Annotated in this window: 18 protein-coding genes; 7 read left to right on the plus strand and 11 right to left on the minus strand. The window is 59.9% G+C overall.

Features of this window, described 5'->3' with window-relative positions:
* Positions 1 to 151: 151 nt before the first annotated feature.
* Positions 152 to 625 carry a DUF192 domain-containing protein gene (locus QEP12_RS15765; protein ID WP_431308105.1) on the minus strand — a complete coding sequence of 158 codons (474 nt, stop codon included), beginning with the start codon at positions 623 to 625 and terminating at the stop codon, positions 152 to 154.
* Positions 626 to 750: 125 nt separating this feature from the next.
* Here QEP12_RS15765 and icd point away from each other — a divergent pair, with 125 nt between their 5' ends.
* Together icd and QEP12_RS15775 are read left to right on the plus strand one after the other, a co-directional pair.
* Positions 751 to 2,010: an NADP-dependent isocitrate dehydrogenase gene (icd, locus tag QEP12_RS15770; protein WP_219164658.1), complete on the plus strand. Its 1,260-nt coding sequence runs from the start codon at positions 751 to 753 to the stop codon at positions 2,008 to 2,010.
* Between the two features lie 146 nt (positions 2,011 to 2,156).
* A complete protein-coding gene (locus QEP12_RS15775) occupies positions 2,157 to 3,578 on the plus strand; it encodes an MFS transporter (protein WP_284214835.1) in 1,422 nt (473 codons plus the stop codon).
* 189 nt (positions 3,579 to 3,767) lie between these two features.
* On the opposite strand, the gene QEP12_RS15780 is transcribed toward QEP12_RS15775, so the two are convergent.
* The 3 genes from QEP12_RS15780 to QEP12_RS15790 all read right to left on the minus strand — a co-directional run bounded on the left by QEP12_RS15780 (position 3,768) and on the right by QEP12_RS15790 (position 7,701).
* Positions 3,768 to 6,341, minus strand: a complete 2,574-nt coding sequence (locus QEP12_RS15780; protein ID WP_174863497.1) for a chemotaxis protein CheW — start codon at positions 6,339 to 6,341, stop codon at positions 3,768 to 3,770.
* A 95-nt stretch (positions 6,342 to 6,436) separates the two neighbouring features.
* The gene (locus QEP12_RS15785; RefSeq protein ID WP_174863498.1) at positions 6,437 to 6,988 is read right to left on the minus strand and encodes an NUDIX hydrolase; all 552 of its coding nucleotides are present in this window, start codon (positions 6,986 to 6,988) and stop codon (positions 6,437 to 6,439) included.
* A gap of 14 nt (positions 6,989 to 7,002) precedes the next feature.
* Entirely contained in the window at positions 7,003 to 7,701 is a 699-nt protein-coding gene (locus tag QEP12_RS15790; RefSeq protein WP_174863499.1) for a fumarylacetoacetate hydrolase family protein, read from the minus strand.
* A gap of 77 nt (positions 7,702 to 7,778) precedes the next feature.
* On the opposite strand from QEP12_RS15790, the gene pgeF reads away from it, so the two are divergent.
* On the plus strand, positions 7,779 to 8,615 hold the full coding sequence (pgeF, locus tag QEP12_RS15795; RefSeq protein ID WP_174863500.1) for a peptidoglycan editing factor PgeF: 837 nt from the start codon (positions 7,779 to 7,781) through the stop codon (positions 8,613 to 8,615).
* On the opposite strand, the gene QEP12_RS15800 is transcribed toward pgeF, so the two are convergent.
* Positions 8,535 to 8,858 (minus strand): hypothetical protein, encoded by a 324-nt coding sequence (locus tag QEP12_RS15800; protein WP_174863501.1) that lies wholly within the window; start codon positions 8,856 to 8,858, stop codon positions 8,535 to 8,537. The two genes, pgeF and QEP12_RS15800, sit on opposite strands and share 81 nt — an antisense overlap.
* Positions 8,859 to 9,038: 180 nt before the next feature.
* Between QEP12_RS15800 and QEP12_RS15805 the strand changes: the two genes are divergently transcribed.
* The 4 genes from QEP12_RS15805 (at position 9,039) to QEP12_RS15820 (ending at position 14,373) form a co-directional block, all read left to right on the plus strand.
* The gene (locus tag QEP12_RS15805; protein ID WP_284214836.1) at positions 9,039 to 10,733 is read left to right on the plus strand and encodes a PHA/PHB synthase family protein; all 1,695 of its coding nucleotides are present in this window, start codon (positions 9,039 to 9,041) and stop codon (positions 10,731 to 10,733) included.
* A gap of 90 nt (positions 10,734 to 10,823) precedes the next feature.
* Positions 10,824 to 12,002, plus strand: a complete 1,179-nt coding sequence (locus QEP12_RS15810) for an acetyl-CoA C-acetyltransferase (RefSeq protein WP_174863502.1) — start codon at positions 10,824 to 10,826, stop codon at positions 12,000 to 12,002.
* A gap of 130 nt (positions 12,003 to 12,132) precedes the next feature.
* Positions 12,133 to 12,870, plus strand: a complete 738-nt coding sequence (gene phbB, locus QEP12_RS15815) for an acetoacetyl-CoA reductase (protein WP_284214837.1) — start codon at positions 12,133 to 12,135, stop codon at positions 12,868 to 12,870.
* 834 nt (positions 12,871 to 13,704) lie between these two features.
* Positions 13,705 to 14,373: a LysE family translocator gene (locus tag QEP12_RS15820; RefSeq protein WP_284214838.1), complete on the plus strand. Its 669-nt coding sequence runs from the start codon at positions 13,705 to 13,707 to the stop codon at positions 14,371 to 14,373.
* A gap of 153 nt (positions 14,374 to 14,526) precedes the next feature.
* Here the strand turns inward: QEP12_RS15820 and QEP12_RS15825 are convergent, their stop codons facing one another.
* The 6 genes from QEP12_RS15825 to dapC form a co-directional block, all read right to left on the minus strand.
* Positions 14,527 to 16,527, minus strand: a complete 2,001-nt coding sequence (locus tag QEP12_RS15825; protein WP_284214839.1) for an ABC-F family ATP-binding cassette domain-containing protein — start codon at positions 16,525 to 16,527, stop codon at positions 14,527 to 14,529.
* A gap of 146 nt (positions 16,528 to 16,673) precedes the next feature.
* The gene (prmB, locus tag QEP12_RS15830; RefSeq protein WP_284214840.1) at positions 16,674 to 17,603 is read right to left on the minus strand and encodes a 50S ribosomal protein L3 N(5)-glutamine methyltransferase; all 930 of its coding nucleotides are present in this window, start codon (positions 17,601 to 17,603) and stop codon (positions 16,674 to 16,676) included.
* Positions 17,600 to 18,787, minus strand: coding sequence for a succinyl-diaminopimelate desuccinylase (gene dapE / locus QEP12_RS15835; RefSeq protein ID WP_174863579.1), 1,188 nt, complete (start codon positions 18,785 to 18,787; stop codon positions 17,600 to 17,602). Before dapE ends, prmB begins: the two co-directional genes overlap by 4 nt.
* A 63-nt stretch (positions 18,788 to 18,850) precedes the next feature.
* Positions 18,851 to 20,023: a PilT/PilU family type 4a pilus ATPase gene (locus QEP12_RS15840; RefSeq protein ID WP_284214841.1), complete on the minus strand. Its 1,173-nt coding sequence runs from the start codon at positions 20,021 to 20,023 to the stop codon at positions 18,851 to 18,853.
* Between the two features lie 163 nt (positions 20,024 to 20,186).
* Entirely contained in the window at positions 20,187 to 21,020 is an 834-nt protein-coding gene (dapD, locus tag QEP12_RS15845) for a 2,3,4,5-tetrahydropyridine-2,6-dicarboxylate N-succinyltransferase (RefSeq protein ID WP_174863578.1), read from the minus strand.
* A gap of 9 nt (positions 21,021 to 21,029) precedes the next feature.
* The gene (gene dapC, locus QEP12_RS15850) at positions 21,030 to 22,235 is read right to left on the minus strand and encodes a succinyldiaminopimelate transaminase (RefSeq protein WP_284214842.1); all 1,206 of its coding nucleotides are present in this window, start codon (positions 22,233 to 22,235) and stop codon (positions 21,030 to 21,032) included.
* Positions 22,236 to 22,328 lie beyond the last annotated feature (93 nt).

Here is a 22,328-nt window from a genome sequence, read left to right on the forward strand (position 1 = left end):
GAAGCCTTTTGGAGGCAATCAGGTGTGCAGCAGCTTGTAATAAAAGGAGCTGTCAGCGCTTATGGTTACTTGGTTTTAGATGGGAATCTATCTGAAACCTAGGTAGATGTTGCGCAAGAAGCTCTCTTTTTTGCAGCGAAAGCCATGTGACTCAAGGGCGGTTTTGGAACGGCTTGCCCGTGAGCTTGGCGCCCGCCTGGATATTTTTGGACTGGAACCAGCCTTGGTTCATTTCCAGCACAAAGCGCACGGGCTTGGCAGAGCAGTGCGAACGCTCATCCAGCGGCTGCATATCTGCCAAATTCACAATCGTGCCGTCGTCAGCCACGAATGCGGCGGTCAGTGGAATCAGGGTGTTTTTCATCCAAAAGCACTGCACGCCCGGTTGCTCAAACACAAACAGCATGCCTTCATGCTGGGGCATGGCGCTGCGGTGCATCAGGCCGATCTGCCGCTCTGGAAAGCGCGCCGCGACCTGGGTGTCAATGCGGTACATGCCTGCGCGCAGCTCAATGCGCGGCAAATTCAGTTGGGGCTGGCCGGTTTCTTGGGCATGGGCTGCAAAGCCCGTGAAACCAGTGGACAGGGCCAAAGCGGCAGTAAATCGAAGGGGCAGCAAGTTCATGGCGCTATTGTGCAATGTCATGCAGGTGCCTGCATCTGTCCGGTAGGGGCTGTAAGCTCCCCTAGAATGGTTGTGAAACACCGCCGCCCAGCGGCTCGGCTTTGGAGTCAGGAGACCACGCACCCATGAGCAAGACCACCCACATTCAAATTCCCGTGCATGGCGAAAAGATCACCGTCAACGCAGACATGACCTTGAACGTGCCCAACAAGCCGATTATTCCCTTCATTGAGGGTGATGGCGTGGGCGTGGATGTCACCCCGGTGATGCGCAAAGTGGTGGACGCTGCAGTGGCCAAGGCCTATGGCGAGGCGCGCCAAATCCAGTGGATGGAGGTGTATGCGGGCCAAAAATCGACCCAAGTGTATGGCCCGGACGAGTGGTTGCCGCAAGAAACGCTGGATGCCGTGCGTGACTACGCCGTCTCCATCAAAGGCCCGCTGAACACGCCGGTGGGCGGTGGTATTCGCTCGCTCAACGTGGCGCTGCGCCAGGCGCTGGATTTGTATGTCTGCCTGCGCCCGGTGCGCTATTTTCAGGGTGTGCCTTCGCCGGTGCGCGAACCCGAGAAGACCGATATGGTGATCTTCCGCGAAAACTCGGAAGACATTTATGCGGGCATTGAGTTTGCCGCAGGCTCTGACAAAGCCCAGAAGCTGATCGCGTTTTTGCGCGACGAGTTGGGCATTGACAAGATTCGCTTCCCCGAAACATCGGGCTTGGGCATCAAGCCCGTGTCCAAAGAGGGGACGGAGCGTCTGGTGCGCCAGGCTATCCAGTACGCCATCGACCATGACAAGCCTTCGGTGACGCTGGTGCACAAGGGCAACATCATGAAATACACGGAAGGCAGCTTCCGTGACTGGGGCTACGACCTGGCGATTGCCGAATTTGGAGGCGAGTTGGTGGATGGCGGCCCCTGGGTGGAGTTGAAGAACCCCAAGACGGGCAAGCGCATCACCATCAAAGACAGCATTACCGATGCGTTCTTCCAGCAGGTGCTGCTGCGCCCGGCCGAATACAGCGTGATTGCCACCATGAACTTGAATGGTGACTACATCTCCGATGCCGTGGCGGCCCAGGTAGGGGGCATTGGCATTGCACCGGGCGCAAACATGTCCAATGCGGTGGCGGTGTTTGAGGCCACCCACGGCACTGCGCCCAAGTACGCGGGCAAGGATTATGTGAACCCCGGCTCCATGATTTTGTGCGGCGAGATGATGCTGCGCCACATGGGCTGGTCGGAAGCAGCAGACCTCATTATTGCGGCGATGGAAAAAGCCATTCAAAGCAAAAAAGTGACTTATGACTTTGCACGCTTGATGGAAGGCGCCACGCAGGTGTCGTGCTCCGGCTTTGGCCGCGTGGTCATCCAGAACCTGTAAGCGCTGCGGTGCCGCTTGCACGGCAGACGCGGCCACCACCCCGCAGTCAGGCGGGGTTTTTTGTGCCTTAATATGATGGAATAGGGCTTTGAGCTTATGTGGTAAGCGTTTGTAGCTATCAAAATTAGCTATCAAAGCTGTTGATTATGAGTGTTTCGGATATGCCTTTGCCGCCCCCCGCGCTGTCTGACGGCATGCAGGGGCGGGCACGCAAACTGGCCATGGCGGTCATTGTTTGCGGATTGATGATTTGCGTGCTGGACAGCACGATGCTGAATTTGGCCCTGCCACAAATGGCACGCCAGTTTCAAATTGACCCGGCCTACACCCTGTGGGTGGTGAACGCCAACCAAATCGCCTCGCTGGTGCTGCTGCTGCCGCTGGCAGCTTTGGGTGACCGCTTGGGCTACAAGCGCGTGTACCTGTGGGGCATGCTGGTTTTTGGTCTGGCCAGCGTCATGGCCGCGCTGGCCCCTTCGCTGCCGTGGCTGATTGCCGCGCGCGCTTTGCAGGGCATGGGCATGGCCGGGGTGCTGAGCGTCAACGGCGCACTGGTGCGCCAGATTTACCCGCGCAGCATGCTCGGCCAGGGTATGGCGCTGAACTCCATGGTGGTGGCACTGAGCACGGTGATGGGCCCCGTGCTGGCGGCGGCCGTGCTGTCGGTTGGGGAGTGGCGCTGGCTGTTTTGTCTGCACCTGCCGCTGGCACTGTGGGTGTGCAGGCTGGGCGTGAAAGCTTTGCCGCAACCGGCCGCCGGCACTGCGCAGGCGCATGGGCTTTCATGGTGGGATGTGTTGCTTAACGCCGTCATGTTTGGCGCTGTTTTCTTGGCGCTGGATCGCATCAGCCACTACCAGCCCGGTGAAGGGCTGTGGTGGGCGGGCGTGTGGCTGCTGCTGGGTGTGGCGGCAGGCTGGCTGTATGTGCAGCGCCAAAAGCCGCAGGCGCAGCCCATGCTGCCGCTGGATTTGCTGCGCATTCCCGTCTTTCGGCTGTCGATGGGGGCATCCATTTGCGCCTTCAGTGCGCAGACCATGGCATTTTTGGCCATGCCGTTTTTGCTGATTGAAAGCCATGGGGTGAGCACGGGCCAGGCGGGTTTGTTGATCAGCGCATGGCCGCTGGCCCTGGCCGTGGTGGCGCCCATGGTAGGGCGCAAGATTGGGCGCATTCCCGCAGGGCGGTTGGGGGCCATGGGCATGGCGTTGTTTGCTGCGGGGCTGTGGGCCTTGGCCTTATTGCCTGTGGGCGCTGCGGCTTGGGACATGGCGTGGCGCATGGCCTTGTGTGGTGCAGGTTTCGCCATGTTCCAGTCGCCCAATAACCACACGATTGTGACCTCGGCGCCCGTGCACCGCAGCGGCGCTGCCAGCGGCATGCTGGGCACTGCGCGCCACATTGGGCAGGGCTTGGGTGCCATCTGTTTGGCCGGGGCTTTTGTGCTGTGGCCAGGCACCGAGGGTGTGGCCGAGCAGCGCGCCCTGTGGCTGGCAGGGGGCTTTGCACTGCTGGCCGCTTGCTTTAGCGGGCTGCGCCACACACCGGTAGCGCGCTTGTACCCCTAGGGCAGGTAACACGGCGCACCGCTGATGCGTCGTAGTTTTTCGCCTTGCCATACACCCGTACGGCTTGTGGTTGAAAGCTTCACGCCTTGGTGCAGTCGCCCTGCGGGCAGCGGCGATTGGCTGGGGCGTATGCCAAGCGCTTGAGGCAGTAGCCTGGCCCTCAGCACCCCGCACGCAGCGGGCGGTGCGTCAGGTGGGCGTGGCCTGGGCGTCCTGCGGCTTGCGCTGTAGGGCATTGAGCAAGCCTTGCGGGCTGATGCATTGCACCAGCAAAGCACCTTGGTTGGCTTGGATCAATTCGTTCACCAGCAACTCCGTGCCCCCAGCCATTCTGGGCGCGGCAATGATGCTCTCTTGTGCAAAGTGGTGCACACCATGCAGCGCATCCACCAGCGCGCCGAGTTTGCGCTCACCATGCTCCAGCACCACCACCTGGCTTTGCGCCGTGATACGGCTGCGTTGCCCAGTCAGTAATTCGGCCAGATCAAACACCCAGACATAGCCAGTGACTTGGCCTTGGGTGTGGCGTGGCAGCGTGCCCACACAGAAAGGCAGGCGGCCTGCCGAGACCGTGCTGATGGCCGCTGCGGGCAGGGCCTCCAGCACAGACTCTGCATGCAGCGCAAACAGTTGCTGGCCCACATAAAACGTGGCCATTTCCATACCCTGCAGGCCGTTGCTGGTGGCATGAATTGCATGGCTGGCAGCGTCAGGCGTCTGGGCGTTGGTCTCCACCTGGCCAAAGGTTTCCACAGAGATGGCCAGCACATCGTCGTGATAACCATCGCTGGTTTTGAACTCACGGTAGCCCCGCGACACACTGGCACCCAAAATGCAGTATTGCTGCTGGTGTACGGCGATGGCGGCGTGGCTGGCGCCTGCTTGTACTTGCAGCAATGGCTGAATTTGGGCCGCGGGCAGGGCGATGGTGCTGCCACTGGGGGCAGCGGGGTCGGTGCTGGCCAGCACCAGCCCTTGCCGATTCACATACAGGGCCCGGGTTTTGGGTTTGCCCACCAGGGCACTGTTCAACATGGCCTGCAGCTCAGGGATGGCGTTGAAAACGATGGCAATACCGCCGACGGTGCTCGCAGTGTTATCCATTGCGCGGATGGGAGCGTGATACACATAGGTCGCCCCTTCGGCGCCGACATGCTGCGCGCTCCATGTGCTGACATGGTAGGACTGGCTGTCGCTGAGCTGCATGACTGCTTGCAAGGTAGCGCTGTCAATCTGTTGCTCCAGCACACTGCTGCCATCGGCCAGTTGCGGGTGGCTGGCGCACAGAATGCGGCCACTGCGGTCATACACCATCAAACGGGTATAGACGGTGTAGAGGCTGTTGATGTGCTCCAGCACGTGCGTGGCCTGGTCGCGCAGCGCTGTGTACGCGCTGCCTTGGACGTGGCTGGGCGTGAGCAGCTGGCGCAGCACGGGCGACAGCGCCCACCAGCGGCAGTCGTTGGCGCGCTCGTACAGGTTGCGATCCAGCATATCGACCAGCAATTGCGTGAGCGACTGGCTGTCGCGCAGCCCCGCGCTGAGCACGGTGTCGTACAGGTCGCGGATGGACTGGGTGAAGACGTGGTTGGTGCGCGCGCCGGTCTCGCCAATTTGCTCCAGCACTGCTTTCAACCGGCTGGAGCCACCGCGCTGGCCTGCCGTCATGACCTGACCGTTCCAGACCACTCTGCGTATAGCATCAGCAGCCTGGATGATGTCGTACAGCGGGGGGCAAAAGCTTTGTGCGTGGGCCAGCAGCCCTTGGGCAACCTCTGGGCTCAAGCTGTCGACACAACGCATTCTTTTGGTGCCAAATGCTTGCTCCACCGGAATCATGACCTGGCCTTTCCAGCCCGCAGGCCCCGGATAGCCTTGGTAGGCGCTGGCTTCCACGGTTTGCACCAAATATGTGCGCCCCGAGTGCGTGTACAGATGGGGTGCACCATTTTGGTTGGTGGGCACCGTGGTGCCCGGCGCAATCCAGTGGGCGTCACTGCTGGCCAGCACCTGGTTGTGGGCATTCAACAGCAGGGCCACGCAGCGGCCATCGGCTGCACTGCTGCCAGCAAAAATGCCGGCCATCTCTCCCAAAAAATCAAAGGACAGGCACAGCACACCGCAGGGCTGGCCGGTCTGCGGGTGCAGCATGCGCTGTGTGTAAAGCAGTGCCTGGGATTGGTGTGGCCGCAAGTTGCTGTAGCGAAAGGTTTCCACAAAGCTGTGGCTTGCCAAGGTTTGCGCCAGCAAGGGGTCGTGTGAGCCATCGACCGGCGAGGTCTCATCAATTTGCGCGATCACGGTACCTGCCAGATCCAGCAGCATGATCTCGTCGTAGACCGTGTATTTGCGCTGGTATTCGCGCAGCCGGTCAATGATGCCGGGCTGGTCGCTGATGCCCGCCACATAGTTGCACAGGGTCAAGTCTGTGGCTAAAAAACCGACGTCGGCGGTGCGTTCGTAGAGGTTGCGCACCACGATGTCGATGACATGGTGCGCGCAGGTGGCAATTTCTGACAGCACCTCGCTGACAGATTCGGACACCATTGAATGCACCAAGTCTTTTTCCAGCCGCTGAAAGCCTTCGCGGGTGGCGGCCATCATGGGCAGCATGCTGTGCGCCTCTTCGGCGCAGTGCATCTTGGCCGATGACTCAATCAAACGCCACATCAGATTGAGTTCGTGCAAGGAGCGCTCGCACCGGGCGACATCCCGCATATACGGGATGAAGGTGTCCATATGGATATCGTTCTCGCTAGCCATGTCTGTCTCCCTCGGACAGGACTGGTGGGTGATCAAAAAATGCCCAGCCTGTGTAACTGTCTGTTAGCAAGAGCCAGGCCAAAAATTGACGCGAGTTAAACCAAATCGATGTTATGGACTTGAACCGTGCCGCTGGCGCGATCCTCTAGATAGCGCTGCAAGGTAATACTGACGGTGCGAAAGGCCAGCTCGTCCCAGGGAATGTCTTTGGCCTCAAAGAAGCGCGCTTCAATCGTCTCGTGGCCGGGGTTGAGGGTTTCACTGCGCAGGCGTGCGCAATAAAACAGGTGTACCTGGCCGACACGGGGCACGCTGATGACAGAAAACAGGCGCCCCATCTCGATGTCGGCGCCGGCTTCTTCGTCGGTTTCGCGGGCCGAACCTTGGGAGGTGGTTTCGTCCAACTCCATAAAGCCAGCAGGCAAGGTCCACTTGCCCCAACGTGGCTCGATATTGCGTTTGCACAGCAAGATACGGCCATCGTCCAGCACGGGAATGCACCCCACGACGTTGAGCGGGTTTTGGTAGTGCACCACGCCGCACGCCGGGCAAATGGCGCGGATGCGGGTGTCACCGTCGTCGGGCACTGCGTGCTTGACCGCTGCGCCGCACTGGTTGCAGAACTTGATGGGGGGGCGAAAACTCATGCGTGCAACGTAACTTATGCGGTGATGTTGACGCGCAGCGTACCCAGGCCGCTGATACCGCCTTCCAGCACATCGCCGGTTTGCACTGCACCCACGCCCTCAGGCGTGCCTGTCATGATGAGGTCGCCTGGCTGCAACTCCCAGGCGTGTGAGAGGTGCTCAATGGTTTCGGCAATGTTCCAGATCAACTGGCTCACGTTGCTGCGTTGGCGGTCTTGGCCGTTGACTTGCAGCCAGATCTCGGCGTGCTGAACATCGCCTGCCTGAGCCGCAGGCGTGATGGCGCTGATGGGCGCGCTGGCTTCAAAGGCTTTGCCAATGCACCAGGGGCGGCCTTGCTTTTTCATGTCGTTTTGCAAGTCGCGGCGCGTCATGTCCAGGCCTACGGCATAGCCCCAGATGTGCTCCATGGCTTGTGCGGCGGGAATGTGCTTGCCACCTTTGCCAATCGCAACCACCAGCTCAATCTCATGGTGCAGATTGCTGGTCAGGCTGGGGTAGGGCATGGACAGCGCAGCACCTTCGTCGGCGCACAGCACGGCGTCAGCAGGCTTCATGAAGAAAAAAGGCGCTTCGCGGCCGGTAAACCCCATTTCCTTGGCGTGTTCGGCGTAGTTGCGTCCCACGCAGTAAATGCGGTGTACGGGAAAGCGTTCGGAGTGGCCGACCACGGGCACGCTGGCTTGGACAGGAGGGGGTAACACAAAGCGCATGGCAAATCAGGCAAAGCGATGGAAGACGCAAAGTGTGCCACGACTGGACGGCGCATTTCGCAGGTTATGCTGCGTGGGTGACTGATACCTCGCATCTTGCGCAGCGGTGGCTGCAACCTGACTGGCCGCGTATTCCCGGTGTATGCGCCTTGTTCACCACGCGTGAAGGGGGGTACAGCGCTGCGCCCTGGAATTCCATGAACTTGGGCGATCACGTACGCGATGACCCGGCACACGTTGCCGCCAACCGGCAAGTGCTGTCATCGGTCATTGCCAGCCTTTCCCGGCGCCCGGTGCACACGGTTTTTTTGCAACAAGTGCATGGCTGTGATGTGCAAAATTTAGAGCACTCGTCGCACGATGGACAAGCGTTTGATGCCTGTTTGACAGATAAATCCGGGGTGGCGTGCACCATTATGGTGGCCGATTGCCTGCCTGTGCTGATGGCCCACCGCAGCGGGTCTGTGGTGGCAGCGGCGCACGCAGGCTGGCGCGGGCTGGCAGGGAGGGGCGGCCAAGGGGTGCTGGAGGCTACGTGGCACGCTTATGCCGCCAAGCTGCAGCAGCCAGCAAGCGCTGCGTTGGCAGCCGACACCCAGGTGTGGCTGGGCCCTTGCATTGGCCCGCAGGCTTTTGAAGTGGGTGCAGAGGTGCGCTCTGCTTTCACGGCCAGCTCGCCGCAAGCTGCACAGTGTTTTGTGCCCGTGCCGGGTAGCGCTGGCAAGTGGCTGGCCAATTTGCCGCAGCTGGCCCGCCAGCGCTTGCAGGCGCTGGGCCTTCAGCATATTTACGGCAACGATGGGTCTGCGCAGTGGTGCACGGTCAGCAACGCTTCACAGTTTTTCTCGCACCGGCGCGATGCTGCTGTCCTCGGTAGCACCGGGCGTATGGCCGCTTGCATCTGGAAGGTGTGAAGGCGCCTTGCTGTGCAGTGCGGCCTGCGCCTCATCGTAGACGCGTTGCTCTGCTTCGCGGCGAGCCTTGAGTTTGCGCTTGCGCTCGGGCGTGCCCAAGATGTAGATCAGGATGGCCATGGGCAGCAATCCATACAAGGCAAAGGTAATGATGGCGCCCAAAATGCTGCCTTGCGGGCTGGCCGCTTCCGCGACCGCCATCATCACAGTGACGTAAAACCAAGCAATCACAATCAAATACATGGCTGAAATGTGCCCGAAATACGGGGGCGCTGGGCTTGAATTCCCTTGATTCGAGTCAATGGGCCTGGTTTTTGCATGAAACAGCACGTGCGTTCGATTGCCACAAGCCGGAGCCTACGCAACAATCAGCCATTACAAGGCCAAGCCGTATAGCGCTTGCCAGCCACAAGGAAGACAAGTATGAGTTCAGAGGCCTCTTGGAACCCCGGTGTCCCACAGTTCCAGCAATTTTTTACGGAGCAGTGGGCCAAGGCCTTGGCGGCTTTCCCCGCAGCCTCTCCCGATACTTGCCCCACCGCAGCGCTGAAGTTTGATGCCGCCAAGCTGCAAGAGCTGCAGCAAGCCTATGTCCAGGAAGCCAGCCAGCTGTGGAGCCAGGGGCTGGCGGCCACTGCGAACTTGCAGGACAAGCGTTTTGGGAGTGCGCCGTGGCTCAGCAATCCCGTGGCCGCGTTGACCGCATCCAGCTACCTGCTCAACGCCAAAGCGCTCACGGGCTTGGCCGATGCCGTACAGGCTGATGAGAAAACGCGTGCGCGGATTCGCTTTGCTGTAGAGCAGTGGGTGGCCGCCATGTCGCCCAGCAACTATTTGGCGCTGAACCCTGAAGCCCAGCAAAAAGCCATTGAAACCAAGGGTGAGAGTTTGGCCAAGGGCATTCAGAACCTGCTGCACGACATGGAGCAGGGCCATGTCTCCATGACCGATGAAAGCGTCTTTGAGGTGGGCAAAAACGTCGCCACCACCGAAGGGGCTGTGGTCTATGAAAACGAAATTTTCCAGCTCATCGAATACAAGCCTTTGACAGCCAAGGTGCATGAGCGGCCGTTTTTGCTGATTCCGCCGTGCATCAACAAGTACTACATCCTGGATTTGCAGCCCGAGAACTCGCTGGTGCGCTATGCCGCCAGCCAGGGGCACCGCACTTTTGTGGTGAGTTGGCGCAACCCGGGCGAGGAGCAAGGCCATCTGACCTGGGACGATTACATCGAGAACGCCGTCATCCGCGCCATCCAGGTGGTGCAGGAAATTGGCGGTGCCGATCAGATCAACGCGTTGGGCTTTTGCGTCGGCGGCACCATGCTGACCACGGCTTTGGCGGTGCTGGCGGCACGCGGCGAGTCGCCTGTGGCCAGCGCAACGCTGCTGACCACGCTGGTGGACTTTACCGATACCGGCATTCTGGATGTTTTTATCGACGAAACCTTTGTGCAAATGCGTGAACTGCAGATGGGGCAGGGCGGTTTGCTCAAAGGCCAGGAGCTGGCCTCCACGTTCAGCTTCTTGCGCCCGAATGATCTGGTGTGGAACTACGTGGTGGGCAATTACCTCAAGGGCGAAACCCCACCGCCGTTCGACTTGCTCTATTGGAACAGCGACGCCACCAATTTGCCCGGCCCCTGGTACAACTGGTATTTGCGCAATATGTACCTGGAAAACAATTTGGTGAAGCCCGGCAAATTGACGGTATGCGGGCAGTCCCTGGATTTGGGGGCCATCGATATTCCGGTCTACATCTACGGTTCGCGCGAAGACCACATCGTGCCTATCACGGGGTCGTATGCCACCACCCAGGTGCTGCCAGGCGCCAAGCGGTTTGTGATGGGGGCTTCGGGCCATATTGCCGGGGTCATCAATCCCCCCGCCAAGAAAAAACGCAGCCACTGGATTCGGCAGGACGGCGTATTGCCCGCCACACATGCGCAGTGGCTGGAACGCGCGCAGGAGCTGCCCGGAAGCTGGTGGACCGACTGGTCGCAGTGGTTGCAAAGTCACGCGGGTAAACCCGTTGCTGCCCCCAAGCGCTATGGCAGGGGCACTAAATACCAGGCACTGGAAGCCGCGCCTGGCAGTTACGTGCAGCAAAAGGCGTAGCTTGTCATATATATTTCATGCATGAAAACAGGCTGTAGCGCTTATAAATAGTGCGCTACGTGCTACGAAATCATCACAAGGGAGCATCCAATGGAAGACATCGTCATCGTTTCAGCTGTGCGTACAGCCGTGGGTAAATTTGGCGGCGGTTTGGCCAAAGTGCCCGCGGTGGACTTGGGCGCCACCGTGATCAAGGCAGCGCTGGAGCGTGCCAAAGTGCCTGCAGACCAAGTGGGTGAGGTCATCATGGGCCAGGTGCTGACCGCCGGTGTCGGGCAGAATCCCGCGCGCCAAGCCATGATGAAAGCGGGTGTGGCCCAGGAAACCCCTGCGCTGACCATTAATGCCGTGTGCGGTTCCGGGCTGAAGGCCGTCATGTTGGCCGCGCAAGCGGTAGCCACGGGTGACAGCGAAATCGTGGTGGCCGGTGGCCAGGAAAACATGAGCCTTTCGCCCCACGTGCTGCAAGGCTCACGTGAAGGCCAGCGCATGGGTGACTGGAAGATGCAGGACACCATGATCGTGGACGGCCTGTGGGATGTGTACAACCAGTACCACATGGGCATTACCGCAGAGAACGTGGCCAAAGCCAACGACATTGCACGTGCTGCGCAAGATGAACTGGCCATTGCCAGCCAATCCAAGGCGGCAGCGGCTCAGGATGCGGGCAAGTTCAAGGATGAAATCGTGCCCGTGGTGATTCCCCAGCGCAAGGGCGATCCCGTGGTGTTTGAGGCGGATGAATACATCAACCGCAAGACCAATTTGGAAGCGCTGTCTGCTTTGAAGCCAGCGTTTGACAAGGCTGGCACAGTGACTGCCGGCAATGCCTCGGGCATCAACGATGGCGCCGCCGCCGTGGTGGTAATGAGCGCCAGCAAAGCCAAAGCCTTGGGCTTGACGCCGCTGGCCACCATCAAGGCCTACGCTACCAGCGGCCTCGATCCCGCAACCATGGGCATGGGCCCAGTGTTTGCAGTGCGCAAGGCCTTGGGCCGTATTGGTTGGAAAGTGGGCGATGTGGACTTGTTTGAGTTGAATGAGGCGTTTGCCGCCCAAGCCTGCGCCGTGAACAAGGTGCTGGGGGTGGACGCCGCCAAGGTCAACGTCAACGGTGGCGCAATTGCGATTGGTCACCCGATTGGTGCGTCGGGCTGCCGCGTGCTGGTCACGCTGCTGCACGAGATGCAGCGCCGTGATGCCAAGAAGGGTGTTGCGGCCCTGTGCATTGGTGGTGGCATGGGCGTGGCGCTGGCGGTGGAGCGCTGAAAAATTGGCACAGCGCTGTAGCGTGTGGCGTTGATGCGCCTAGGGTTCCTCGCAACATGGTTTGCGCGGGCAACACGCTACAGTCTTTGCACGGATAGAGATTGGTCATGATTACATCAGGAGGCAATGAATGACTCAAAAAGTTGCATACGTCACGGGTGGTATGGGCGGCATTGGCACCGCGATTTGCCAGCGTTTGCATGACGATGGTTTCAAGGTGATTGCAGGCTGCGGCCCCACCCGAGACTTTCAAAAGTGGCTCGATGAGCAAAAAACGCTGGGTTACACCTTCTACGCCTCAGTGGGTAATGTGGGGGATTGGGATTCCACGGTGGAAGCCTTCAACCAGGCCAAGCAAGCGCACGGCACGATTGACGTGCTGGTGAACAACGCGGGCATCACGCGCGACCGCATGTTCTTGAAAATGACCCCTGATGACTGGCAGGCCGTGATTGAGACCAACCTGAACTCCATGTTCAACGTCACCAAACAGGTGGTGGGCGATATGGTGGAAAAAGGCTGGGGCCGCGTGATCAATATCAGTTCGGTCAATGGCGCCAAGGGGCAAGCGGGCCAAACCAACTATTCCGCTGCCAAGGCGGGCATGCACGGCTTTACCATGGCGCTGGCCCAAGAGCTGGCGGCCAAGGGCGTGACGGTCAATACCGTGAGTCCTGGCTACATTGGCACCGACATGGTCAAGGCCATTCGCCAAGATGTGCTGGACAAGATTGTGGGCACCATTCCCGTGAAGCGTTTGGGCGAACCCCGGGAAATTGCATCCATCGTGTCTTGGCTGGCTTCGCCAGACGGCAGCTATTCGACGGGTGCAGATTTTTCGGTCAACGGTGGTTTGCACATGCACTAAGCCCTGGCGACTTGGCACACCATTCAAAAAGCCCGCGAAAGCGGGCTTTTTTGTGGGTGAATCTGGAATCAAGCACTGACATGAGGCAGGTCTCGGCAAGGCAGTTGTGCTTACAGGCGCGAAGGCGCGCGTTTGCGATCGCGCTCATCTTCAGGCCAGACGGACAACATAGCTTGGTTTTGCATGGCTTTCACTCCTTTGCTTCTACAACGTGTGCTTGGCGTGCAGCGTTGACGTGCGAGGTGCAAACGTCTGCATGAACTGTGCAAAGGTGTAACAACGTGAGAAGGCTTCAAAACAAAGCCCGCTTTGAGAAAGCGGGCTGAGCGACTGGCAGCCACGGTGGCTGCTGCCAGCAAGAATGTATTTAGAAACGTGCGGGCGCGCGCTTGCGGTCACGTTCGTCTTCGGGCCAGATCGAGAAGATGGTATTCATCATGGTGTTGGATCCTTTTGCCTGTTCAACGCTGCGGGGGTAGGCTGCGTTGACAGCTGTTTGAAAATATTTCCGTAGTGACAACCAACGTGCTCAGCAACGCGCGGGGCTGCGCTTGCGATCGCGTTCGTCTTCGGGCCAAACAGTCAGGACAGAGGTTGCAGTCATGGGGGATGTACTCCTTATGTAGGAGAAACAACGTGGCTATTTGGGTGTGCGTTGACAGCTAAAAGTAAAAAAATGCAGGGTTTTTTGCGGTTTGTTTATCGGTTTACGGGCAGCAGTGGCACAAAGCAGGCCGCAGGCCCAGGCGCTGCCTCCTAGAATGGATCGTTTTGGGCCTTGGATGTGCCACAGCTGTTGTCATATGCGGCAGACGTGTGGCGGATTGGATTGTGATGTCTTGGAATATTTGGTTGTTGTATGTGTCTTTGGCGGGGGCGGTGATTTTGTCGCCCGGGCCTTCCGCCTTGCTCTGTGTGTCACATGCCATCAGCCATGGTGCACGCAAGACGGTGGCCACCATTTTGGGCGGTATCACGGCGTCAATGACGTTGATGCTCTTGTCTGCGCTGGGCTTGGGCGCAGTGATTGCGGCCTCTGACACTTTGTTTCATGCCATCAAATGGGCGGGCGCGGCGTATTTGATCTATCTGGGGATTTCCACCTGGCGCAGCAAACCTCAAGTGGCGGTGCCAAAGACGGTGGAGCAACTGGCCGCCGGTGCGGCAGCTGTGCCCGTGCCACAGGCATCGCAGCCCGGCGCCACGTGGGGGCAGCTTTATCGCAAAGGCCTGATGGTGGGCATTGGCAACCCCAAAGACTTGCTGTTTTTCAGCGCACTGTTCCCGCAGTTCCTGAACCCCGCTGAGCCGGTGGTGGGGCAACTGGCGATTTTGGCGGTGAGCTGGATGGTGCTGGACGGCACCATCATGTTTGCCTACGCCCTGTTTGGTTCGAGATTGCTGGCCCGCATGGGGCGTGGCGGTGTGGGCCGCTGGTTTAACCGCGTGACGGGCGGTGCGTTCATTGCGGCGGGTGGGGTGCTGGCCGCGTCCAGCCGTTAAGCCAGGTTGAAACAGCACCTTTCAAGTGGTTGACTCAAAAATAAGAGCTGCTTGCGCTTTGTTTGAGAGGGCTTCAAAGATAAAACGCTTGGAAATCCTTCAAATACATACGCTAGCAGCTCTTATTTTATTGCGGCGCGCGGCTGCAGCGGCTTAAGTCGGCAGGCCTGCCTCTTGGGTCAGTTGTTCGATGGCCTCGCTCAACTCCAGCCAGCGCTCTTCCAGCGTGTCCAGCTCGTCACCCACGGCTTTCAGTCGTTTGCCAGCTTCGGCAATCTCGGCGGGGGTGATGGGTGTGGCCAGCTTATCTTCCAGCGCCGCTTTCTCGGCCGACAAGGCCGCCATTTTTTTGTCGACCTGCTCCAGCTCTTTCTTCAGGGGCTTAGTTTTCTCACCCAACATCTGGCGGGCCGCCGCAGCCAGTTTGCGGGCTTCGCGCTGGTCGATGGGCGAGGCTGTGGCTTCGGTAGCAACTGCCGAAGCCGATGCATTCGCGGCGCTGGCTTGCTGCAGCTCGGCCTGCTTGGCTTCCTCGCGCAGGCGTTTGGACTCGTCCAGCAGGTAGCGCTGGTAGTCGTCCAGATCGCCGTCGAACGGCCCGACCACGCCGCGGCCTACCATCCAGAAGTCCTCGCACACGGCGCGCAGCAGGTGGCGGTCGTGCGAGACCAGCATGACGGTGCCATCGAAGTCGTTGATGGCCATGGCCAGCGCCTCGCGGGTGGCCAAGTCCAGGTGGTTGGTGGGTTCGTCCAGCAGCAGCAAGTTGGGGCGCTGCCAGACGATCATGGCCAGCACCAGGCGGGCTTTTTCGCCGCCGCTCATGCTGCCCACGGTCTGCTTGACCATGTCACCGCTGAAATTGAAGGTGCCTAGCCAGTTGCGCAAATCTTGCTCGCGGCTGGCTGCGGGGGCGTCGGCGCCCAGCTCCTTGGCCAGGCGCGTCATGTGCTCCAGCGGGTTCTCTTCGGGGCGCAGCACGTCCAGCTCCTGCTGGGCAAAGTAGCCGATATTCAGGCCCTTGCCCTCGGTGATCTTGCCGCCCAGGGCCTGCATGGTGCGGGCAATGGTCTTGACCAGTGTGGACTTGCCCTGGCCGTTGGCACCCAGAATGCCGATGCGCTGGCCCGCCAGCACCGAGCGGTTCACACCGCGCAGGATCACGGTTTCGTTGCCTGCCTCATCTGTGTAGCCAAAGCTGGCATCGGTGATGGCCAGCATGGGGTTGGGCAGGTTGGCGGGCTCCTTGAATTCAAAGGTGAATTCGGCATCGGCCAGCACGGGCGCGATTTTTTCCATGCGCTCGATCTGCTTCATGCGGCTTTGCGCCTGCTTGGCCTTGGTGGCCTTGGCCTTGAAGCGGTCGATGAATTTTTGCAGATGGGCGATCTTGTCCTGCTGCTTGTCAAACGCCGACTGCTGCAGCTCCAGCTGCTGGGCGCGCAGCTCTTCGTACTTGCTGTAGTTGCCGCCGTAGCGCGTGATTTTGCCGCTGGCCAGCTCCAGGGTGACGTTGGTCACCGCGTCCAGAAACTCCCGGTCGTGCGAGATGACGATCATGGTGCCGGGGTAGCGCTTGAGCCAGGCCTCCAGCCAGACCAGGGCATCCAGGTCCAAGTGGTTGGTAGGTTCGTCCAGCAGCAGCAGATCGGACGGGCACATCAGCGCACGCGCCAGCTGCAGGCGCATGCGCCAGCCGCCCGAGAAGCTGTTGACGGGGTGCTCCAGCTCGCTGGTCTTGAAACCCAGGCCCAGAATCAGCGCCTGGGCACGGGCGGTGGCATCGTGCGCGCCCGCGTCTTGCAAATCGGCGTGGGCCTGGGCAATGGCCATGCCGTCGCCCGAGGCTTCTGCCGCTTGCAGGCGCGCGTTGACCTCGCTCAGGCGGGTGTCGCCGTCCAAGACAAACTGGGTGGCGGACTCATCCGTTTCGGGCATGTGCTGGGCCACCTGGGCCATGCGCCATTGCGTGGGGATGAAGAAGTCACCGCCGTCTTCGTGCAGCGTGCCGTTGAGCAGGGCAAACAGCGAAGACTTGCCTGCGCCGTTGCGCCCGACCAAGCCCACGTGCTCTGCGGGATTGATGGTGGCGTTGACACTGTCGAGCACCACTTTGGTGCCTCGGCGCAGGGTGACGTTTTTCAGAGTAATCATCAGCAGGGAGAAAAAGTGCACCCGCAGACGTTGTACATCTTGCGGGTGTTTAAAAAATGGATAGCGCCTAGCGTAGTAGGTATAAGCGCTAGAGGCCAAAAAGGCCTGTAGTCACCAGCCGTGCTTCAGGCACAGTGGCGACGTGCTTATTGTGCCGTGCGTTGTTGCTGCGACAGCAACTCCTGCCGGGTGACCAGCAGCACGGCGTCTTCGCCCACGCTGGTGTCCAGCCAGTAGACCAGCAGCTCGGGGAAGGCAGCTTCAAAGAAGGGGCGTTCGTTGCCAATTTCCAGCACCAGCACGGCGTCTTCGGTCATGCATGCGGGTGCGTCGGCCAACAACTGGCGGATGAAGTCCATACCATCGGCGCCACCGGCCAGCGCCAATTCCGGCTCGGCCAGGTATTCGGCGGGCAACTTGGCCATGCTGTCGGCGTTGACGTAGGGCGGGTTGCACAGAATCAAGTCCCACGGGCCGAGCACTTTCGACAGGCCATCGGTTTCCACCAGTGTCACGCGCTCTTGCAGGCCGTGTTTGTCGACATTGATGCGGGCGACGGTCAGCGCGTCGGTGGACAGATCGGCGCCGGTGACTTGAACTTCCGGGTAGGCCATGGCGGCCAGGCATGCCAGCGAGCCGTTGCCGGTGCATAAGTCCAGCACGTGCTTGGTTTTGTCGCTCAGGAAGTGGTCGATGGAGCCATCGGCCAGCAACTCTGCAATAAAGCTGCGCGGCACGATGGAGCGCTCGTCCACATAAAAAGGCACGCCCATGAGCCATGCCTCGCGGGTCAAATACGCGGCAGGTTTGCGGGTGTCGATGCGTTCTTTAAAAAGCGTAGCTACCTGCGCTTGCTGCTCTGGCGTTACCGGCTGATTTTCTACAGAATCTTCATCATCGCCCAGGGGTGCGTCAATCGGCAGGCCTAGCTGCCACAGCACCAGCCAGATGGCTTCTTCTTCGGCGTTGGCCGTGCCGTGGCCAAAGCCAACGCCAGCCTGGGTCAGGCACTGTGCGCCGGTGGTGATGAGGACGCCTACGGTGGCGCCGTGGGGCAAGGTGTAAGCGTGGCTCATGCGGCGGCTCCTTCGGTGGCGGCTGCGGCTTGCAGCTTGGCGTGCAGGTGTTCCAGCATGCGGCGGTAAATGTTGGTCAGCGGCTCCACGTCGGCCAGCACAATGTGCTCATTGATTTTGTGGATGGTGGCGTTGGGCGGGCCCAGCTCAATAACTTGGGGGCAGACTTTGGCAATAAAACGGCCATCGCTGGTGCCGCCACTGGTCGACAGCTCGGTCTCCAGGCCGGTTTCGGCGCGGATGGCGACTTGTGCGGCTTCCACCAGATCACCGGGCGTGGTCAGGAAAGGCTCGCCCGAGAGGCTCCAGGTCAGGTCGTATTCGAGCGCGTGCCTGTCGAGTACGGACTTGACGCGCTGCTTGAGGGTCTCGGCCGTGTTCTCGGTGCTGTAGCGGAAGTTGAAGTCAATCACCACCTCGCCGGGAATCACATTCGAGGCGCCCGTGCCGCCGTGGATGTTGCTGATTTGCCAGCTGGTGGCAGGAAAAAAGGCATTGCCCTGATCCCACTCCATAGCCGCCAACTCAGTCAGCGCAGGCACCGCCTGGTGGATGGGGTTGCGCGCCAGCTGGGGGTAGGCAATGTGGCCTTGCACGCCTTCCACGGTCAGGCGGCCACTGAGCGAGCCACGGCGACCATTTTTGATCATGTCACCGGTCTGCTTGACGGCGGTGGGCTCGCCCACAATGCACCAGTCCAAGCGCTCGCCGCGCGCGCTGAGCGCTTGGCAGACGATTTTGGTGCCGTCATGGCCGGGGCCTTCTTCATCGCTGGTCAGCAAAAAGGCAATGTCCAGCTGGGTGCTGGCGTTGGCGGCCAAAAAGTCTTCCACCGCCACAATGAAAGCAGCGATGGAGGTTTTCATATCGCTGGCGCCGCGCCCAAACAGCTTGCCATCGTGGTAGGTGGGGGTGAATGGCGGGCTGCTCCACTGCTCCACAGGGCCGGTGGGCACCACATCGGTGTGGCCCGCAAAAACCAAAGTTTTGGCGTGGGGCAGGCCGGTGCGGCGCACGGCCCACAGGTTGTGCACGTGAAAGTGATCGGGGCCGCTGTCCATGCGTTCGCACTGAAAGCCTAAAGCGCTCAAACGCGTCGCCAGAAGCTCAAGGCAGCCAGCGTCGTCGGGGGTGATGGAGGGGCGGCTGATCAGTTGCTCAGCCAGTTGCAGGGTGCGAGACATGAGAGATATCCAATTGGGGCTACACCTTCTGTGTAGCCGTGCCCCAGGTCTGCACCTGGAGCTTTATGTTTTAAGGCCTGTGTTGAGCAGCAGGTCACCAAACTCAGGCAGGGCTGGCACTTCTGCGGCCAATACCGGAGCGGCCGCCTCTGCGCGGCTGGTGTGTGCGGTATTTTGGGGGGCATTTTGCAGGCGCCACATCAAATTGGTGGGCGAGTCTGCATTGGCCAAGCCTTCATTACGGTCAATTGTGCCACTGGTGATCAGGCGTGCCAGGTCTTCTTCAAAGGTTTGCGAGCCTTCGGCCATGGACTTTTCCATGTTGTCGCGCACGCCAGAAAAGTCGCCTTTCTCGATCAGCTCCGACACCAGCTTGGTGTTGAGCAGCACTTCCACCGCCGGGACGCGGCTGCCAGCAGGGGTGCGCAGCAGGCGCTGGGTGACCACGGCCTTGAGCGACGAGGACAGATCGCCCAGCATGGTGGCGCGCACTTCGACTGGGTAAAAGCTCAAAATGCGGTTGAGGGCGTGGTAGCTGTTGTTGCCGTGCAGCGTGGCCAGCACCAGGTGGCCCGATTGTGCATAGGCAATCGCGGCCGACATGGTTTCGCGGTCACGGATTTCACCAATCAAAATCACATCGGGCGCCTGGCGCAGCGCATTTTTCAAGGCAATTTGCAGTGACTGGGTGTCAGAACCGACTTCGCGCTGGTTGACGATGGAGCGCTTGTTGCGGAACTGAAATTCAATCGGGTCTTCGATGGTCAGGATGTGGCCGGTGCGCTGTTCATTGCGGCTGTCAATCATGGCCGCCAAGGTGGTGCTTTTGCCCGAGCCAGTAGCGCCCACCACCAAAATCAGCCCCCGTTTTTGGAGGATGAGTTCATCCAGAATCGGCGGCAGGCTCAAATCTTGGAGTTTGGGCACTTGCTGCGAAATAAAGCGCACAACCACGGCCACCGAGCCACGCTGGCGCATGGCGCTGATGCGAAAACGGCCCACGCCTTGCAAAGGGACGGCCATATTCAGCTCGCCGCTCTCTTGCAGCGTTTCCATGTCTTGGGGCTTGACCACCTCGGCCAGCAAAGCGCGCGGAGCATCGGGGGGTAACAACTGGCTGTTGATGGGCACGCATTCCCCATCAATTTTGATCAGCGCGGGGGAATTGGCGGACAGGTAAACGTCCGATGCCTTCTTCTCAGCCATCAGCCGCAAAATGCGCTCCATCATGCTCATGCAATCAGCCTTTGTTGTAGAAAAAAAGGAAGGGGTGGGTTTCGCTTGAGATGCAGAGTCTGCCGCAAAACGAGCGATTGCCATGCAAAAAAGCCGAACCCAGGGGCTCGGCTTTGGATGATACGTATCAAACCTGCATCAACAGGCCACTTGGCAGGGCGTTTTAGTCGCGCAGCAAGTCGTTCAAGCTGGTGGTGGAGCGGGTTTTGGCATCCACGGTCTTGACGATGATGGCGGCGTACATGGAGTAGTCCTTGCCATCCTTGGTCTTCTTGGGCAGGTTGCCCGAGACCACCACGGAGCCTGCAGGCACGCGGCCATAAGTGATTTCGCCGGTTTCGCGGTTGAAGATGGGGGTGGATTGGCCGATGTACACGCCCATGGAGATCACGGAGTTCTCTTCCACGATCACACCTTCCACCACTTCGGAGCGTGCGCCGATGAAGCAGTTGTCTTCAATGATGGTGGGGTTGGCTTGCAGGGGCTCGAGCACACCGCCCAGGCCCACGCCACCGGACAGGTGCACGTTCTTGCCTACTTGCGCGCAAGAGCCCACCGTGGCCCAGGTGTCCACCATGGTGCCTTCATCCACGTAAGCGCCGATGTTCACGTAGGAAGGCATCAGGATGGCGCCCTTGGCAATGAAGGAACCACGGCGCGCCACGGCAGGCGGCACCACGCGTACGCCGGTGGCGGCAATGTCGGCCTCGGACATGCCTTCGTACTTGGTGGGCACTTTGTCGAAGAAACTCAGATCACCGGCTTGCATGAGCTTGTTGTCGTTCAGGCGGAACGACAGCAGCACGGCCTTCTTGAGCCATTGGTGCACGGTCCACTGACCGACGCCTTCGCGCGAGGCAACGCGCAATGTACCGTTGTTCAAAGCATTCAGCGCGTATTCAACGGCTTCCACCACTTCCTGGGGGGCGGACTTGGCAGAGATCTGCGCACGGTTGTCCCAGGCTTGGTCGATGATTTGTTGCAGTTGTTGGGTCATAACAATGATTTACTTGACGTTCTTTTGAATGAAATCCGCGATGCGCTGAGCTGCCTCGACGCACTCTGCCGTCTCGGCCACCAGGGCCAAGCGTACACGTTGCGCACCGGGGTTGTAGCCATGCACATTTCGTGCCAAATAGCTGCCGGGCAACACAGTGACATGGGTTTGCGCAAACAGCTCACGGGCAAATTCGGTTTCACTCATGCCCAGGGCATCGGGTATGCGGGGCCACAGGTAAAAACCAGCATCGGGCAGGCGTACGTCCATGACCGGCTCCAAGATGGGCATCACAGCGGCAAACTTTTCCTTGTACAGCGCTCGGTTATGCACCACATGCGTTTCATCCGACCACGCGGCGATGGAGGCGTGCTGGATGGGCATGCCCATGGCGCCACCGTGGTAGGTGCGGTAGAGCAAAAAGGATTGCAGCAACCGGGCATCGCCCGCGACAAAGCCGCTGCGCAGGCCTGGCACATTGCTGCGCTTGGATAGGCTGGTGAACGCCACTAGGTTGCGAAAATCATGGCGACCCAGCTTCACAGCGGCTTCCAAACCACCCAGCGGCGCCTCATCGCGGAAGTAGATTTCGCTGTAACACTCGTCAGAGGCAATCACAAAACCATAGCGGTCTGACAGATCAAACAGCTTTTTCCACTCCTGCAGCGGCATCACCGCCCCTGTAGGGTTGCCGGGCGAGCACACATACATCAGCTGGGTCTTGGCCCAGACATCGGCAGGCACGCTGTCCCAGTCCACTGCAAAGTTGCGTGCGGGGTCGCTGGCCACAAAGTAAGGCGTAGCGCCTGCCAGCAGCGTCGCGCCTTCGTAGATTTGGTAGAAGGGGTTGGGGCACAGCACGGTGGCACCGGGCTGGCTGGGGTCGACGATGGTTTGCGCAAAGGAGAACAGCGCCTCGCGTGAGCCGTTGACAGGCAGCACCTGCGTGGCTGCATCGACCGTGATGCCATAGCGGCGCTGTAGCCAGTCGCTACAGGCTTGGCGCAAGCGTATATCGCCCGCGGTGGCAGGGTAATTGGCCAGACCGCTGAGGTTGTCAGTCAGGCTGGTTTGGATGAAAGCGGGCGTGGCATGGCGTGGCTCACCAATACCAAGGCTGATAGGGCGCAGCCGTGCGGCAGGTGTAACCCCCGCAAAGAGCTGACGCAGCCGCTCAAAAGGGTAGGGCTGAAGGTGTTGGAGCAGGGGATTCATGATCTAAATATTATGTGCTGAGTTGCGCAATCTCCCTGAGCTTTATGCGTGATATCAGCTTTACGAATGCAGAAATTGCATGGGTCGACGCTT

It is taken from the genome of Comamonas jiangduensis, assembly GCF_030162955.1.
GTDB classification, from domain to species: Bacteria; Pseudomonadota; Gammaproteobacteria; order Burkholderiales; family Burkholderiaceae_C; genus Comamonas; species Comamonas jiangduensis.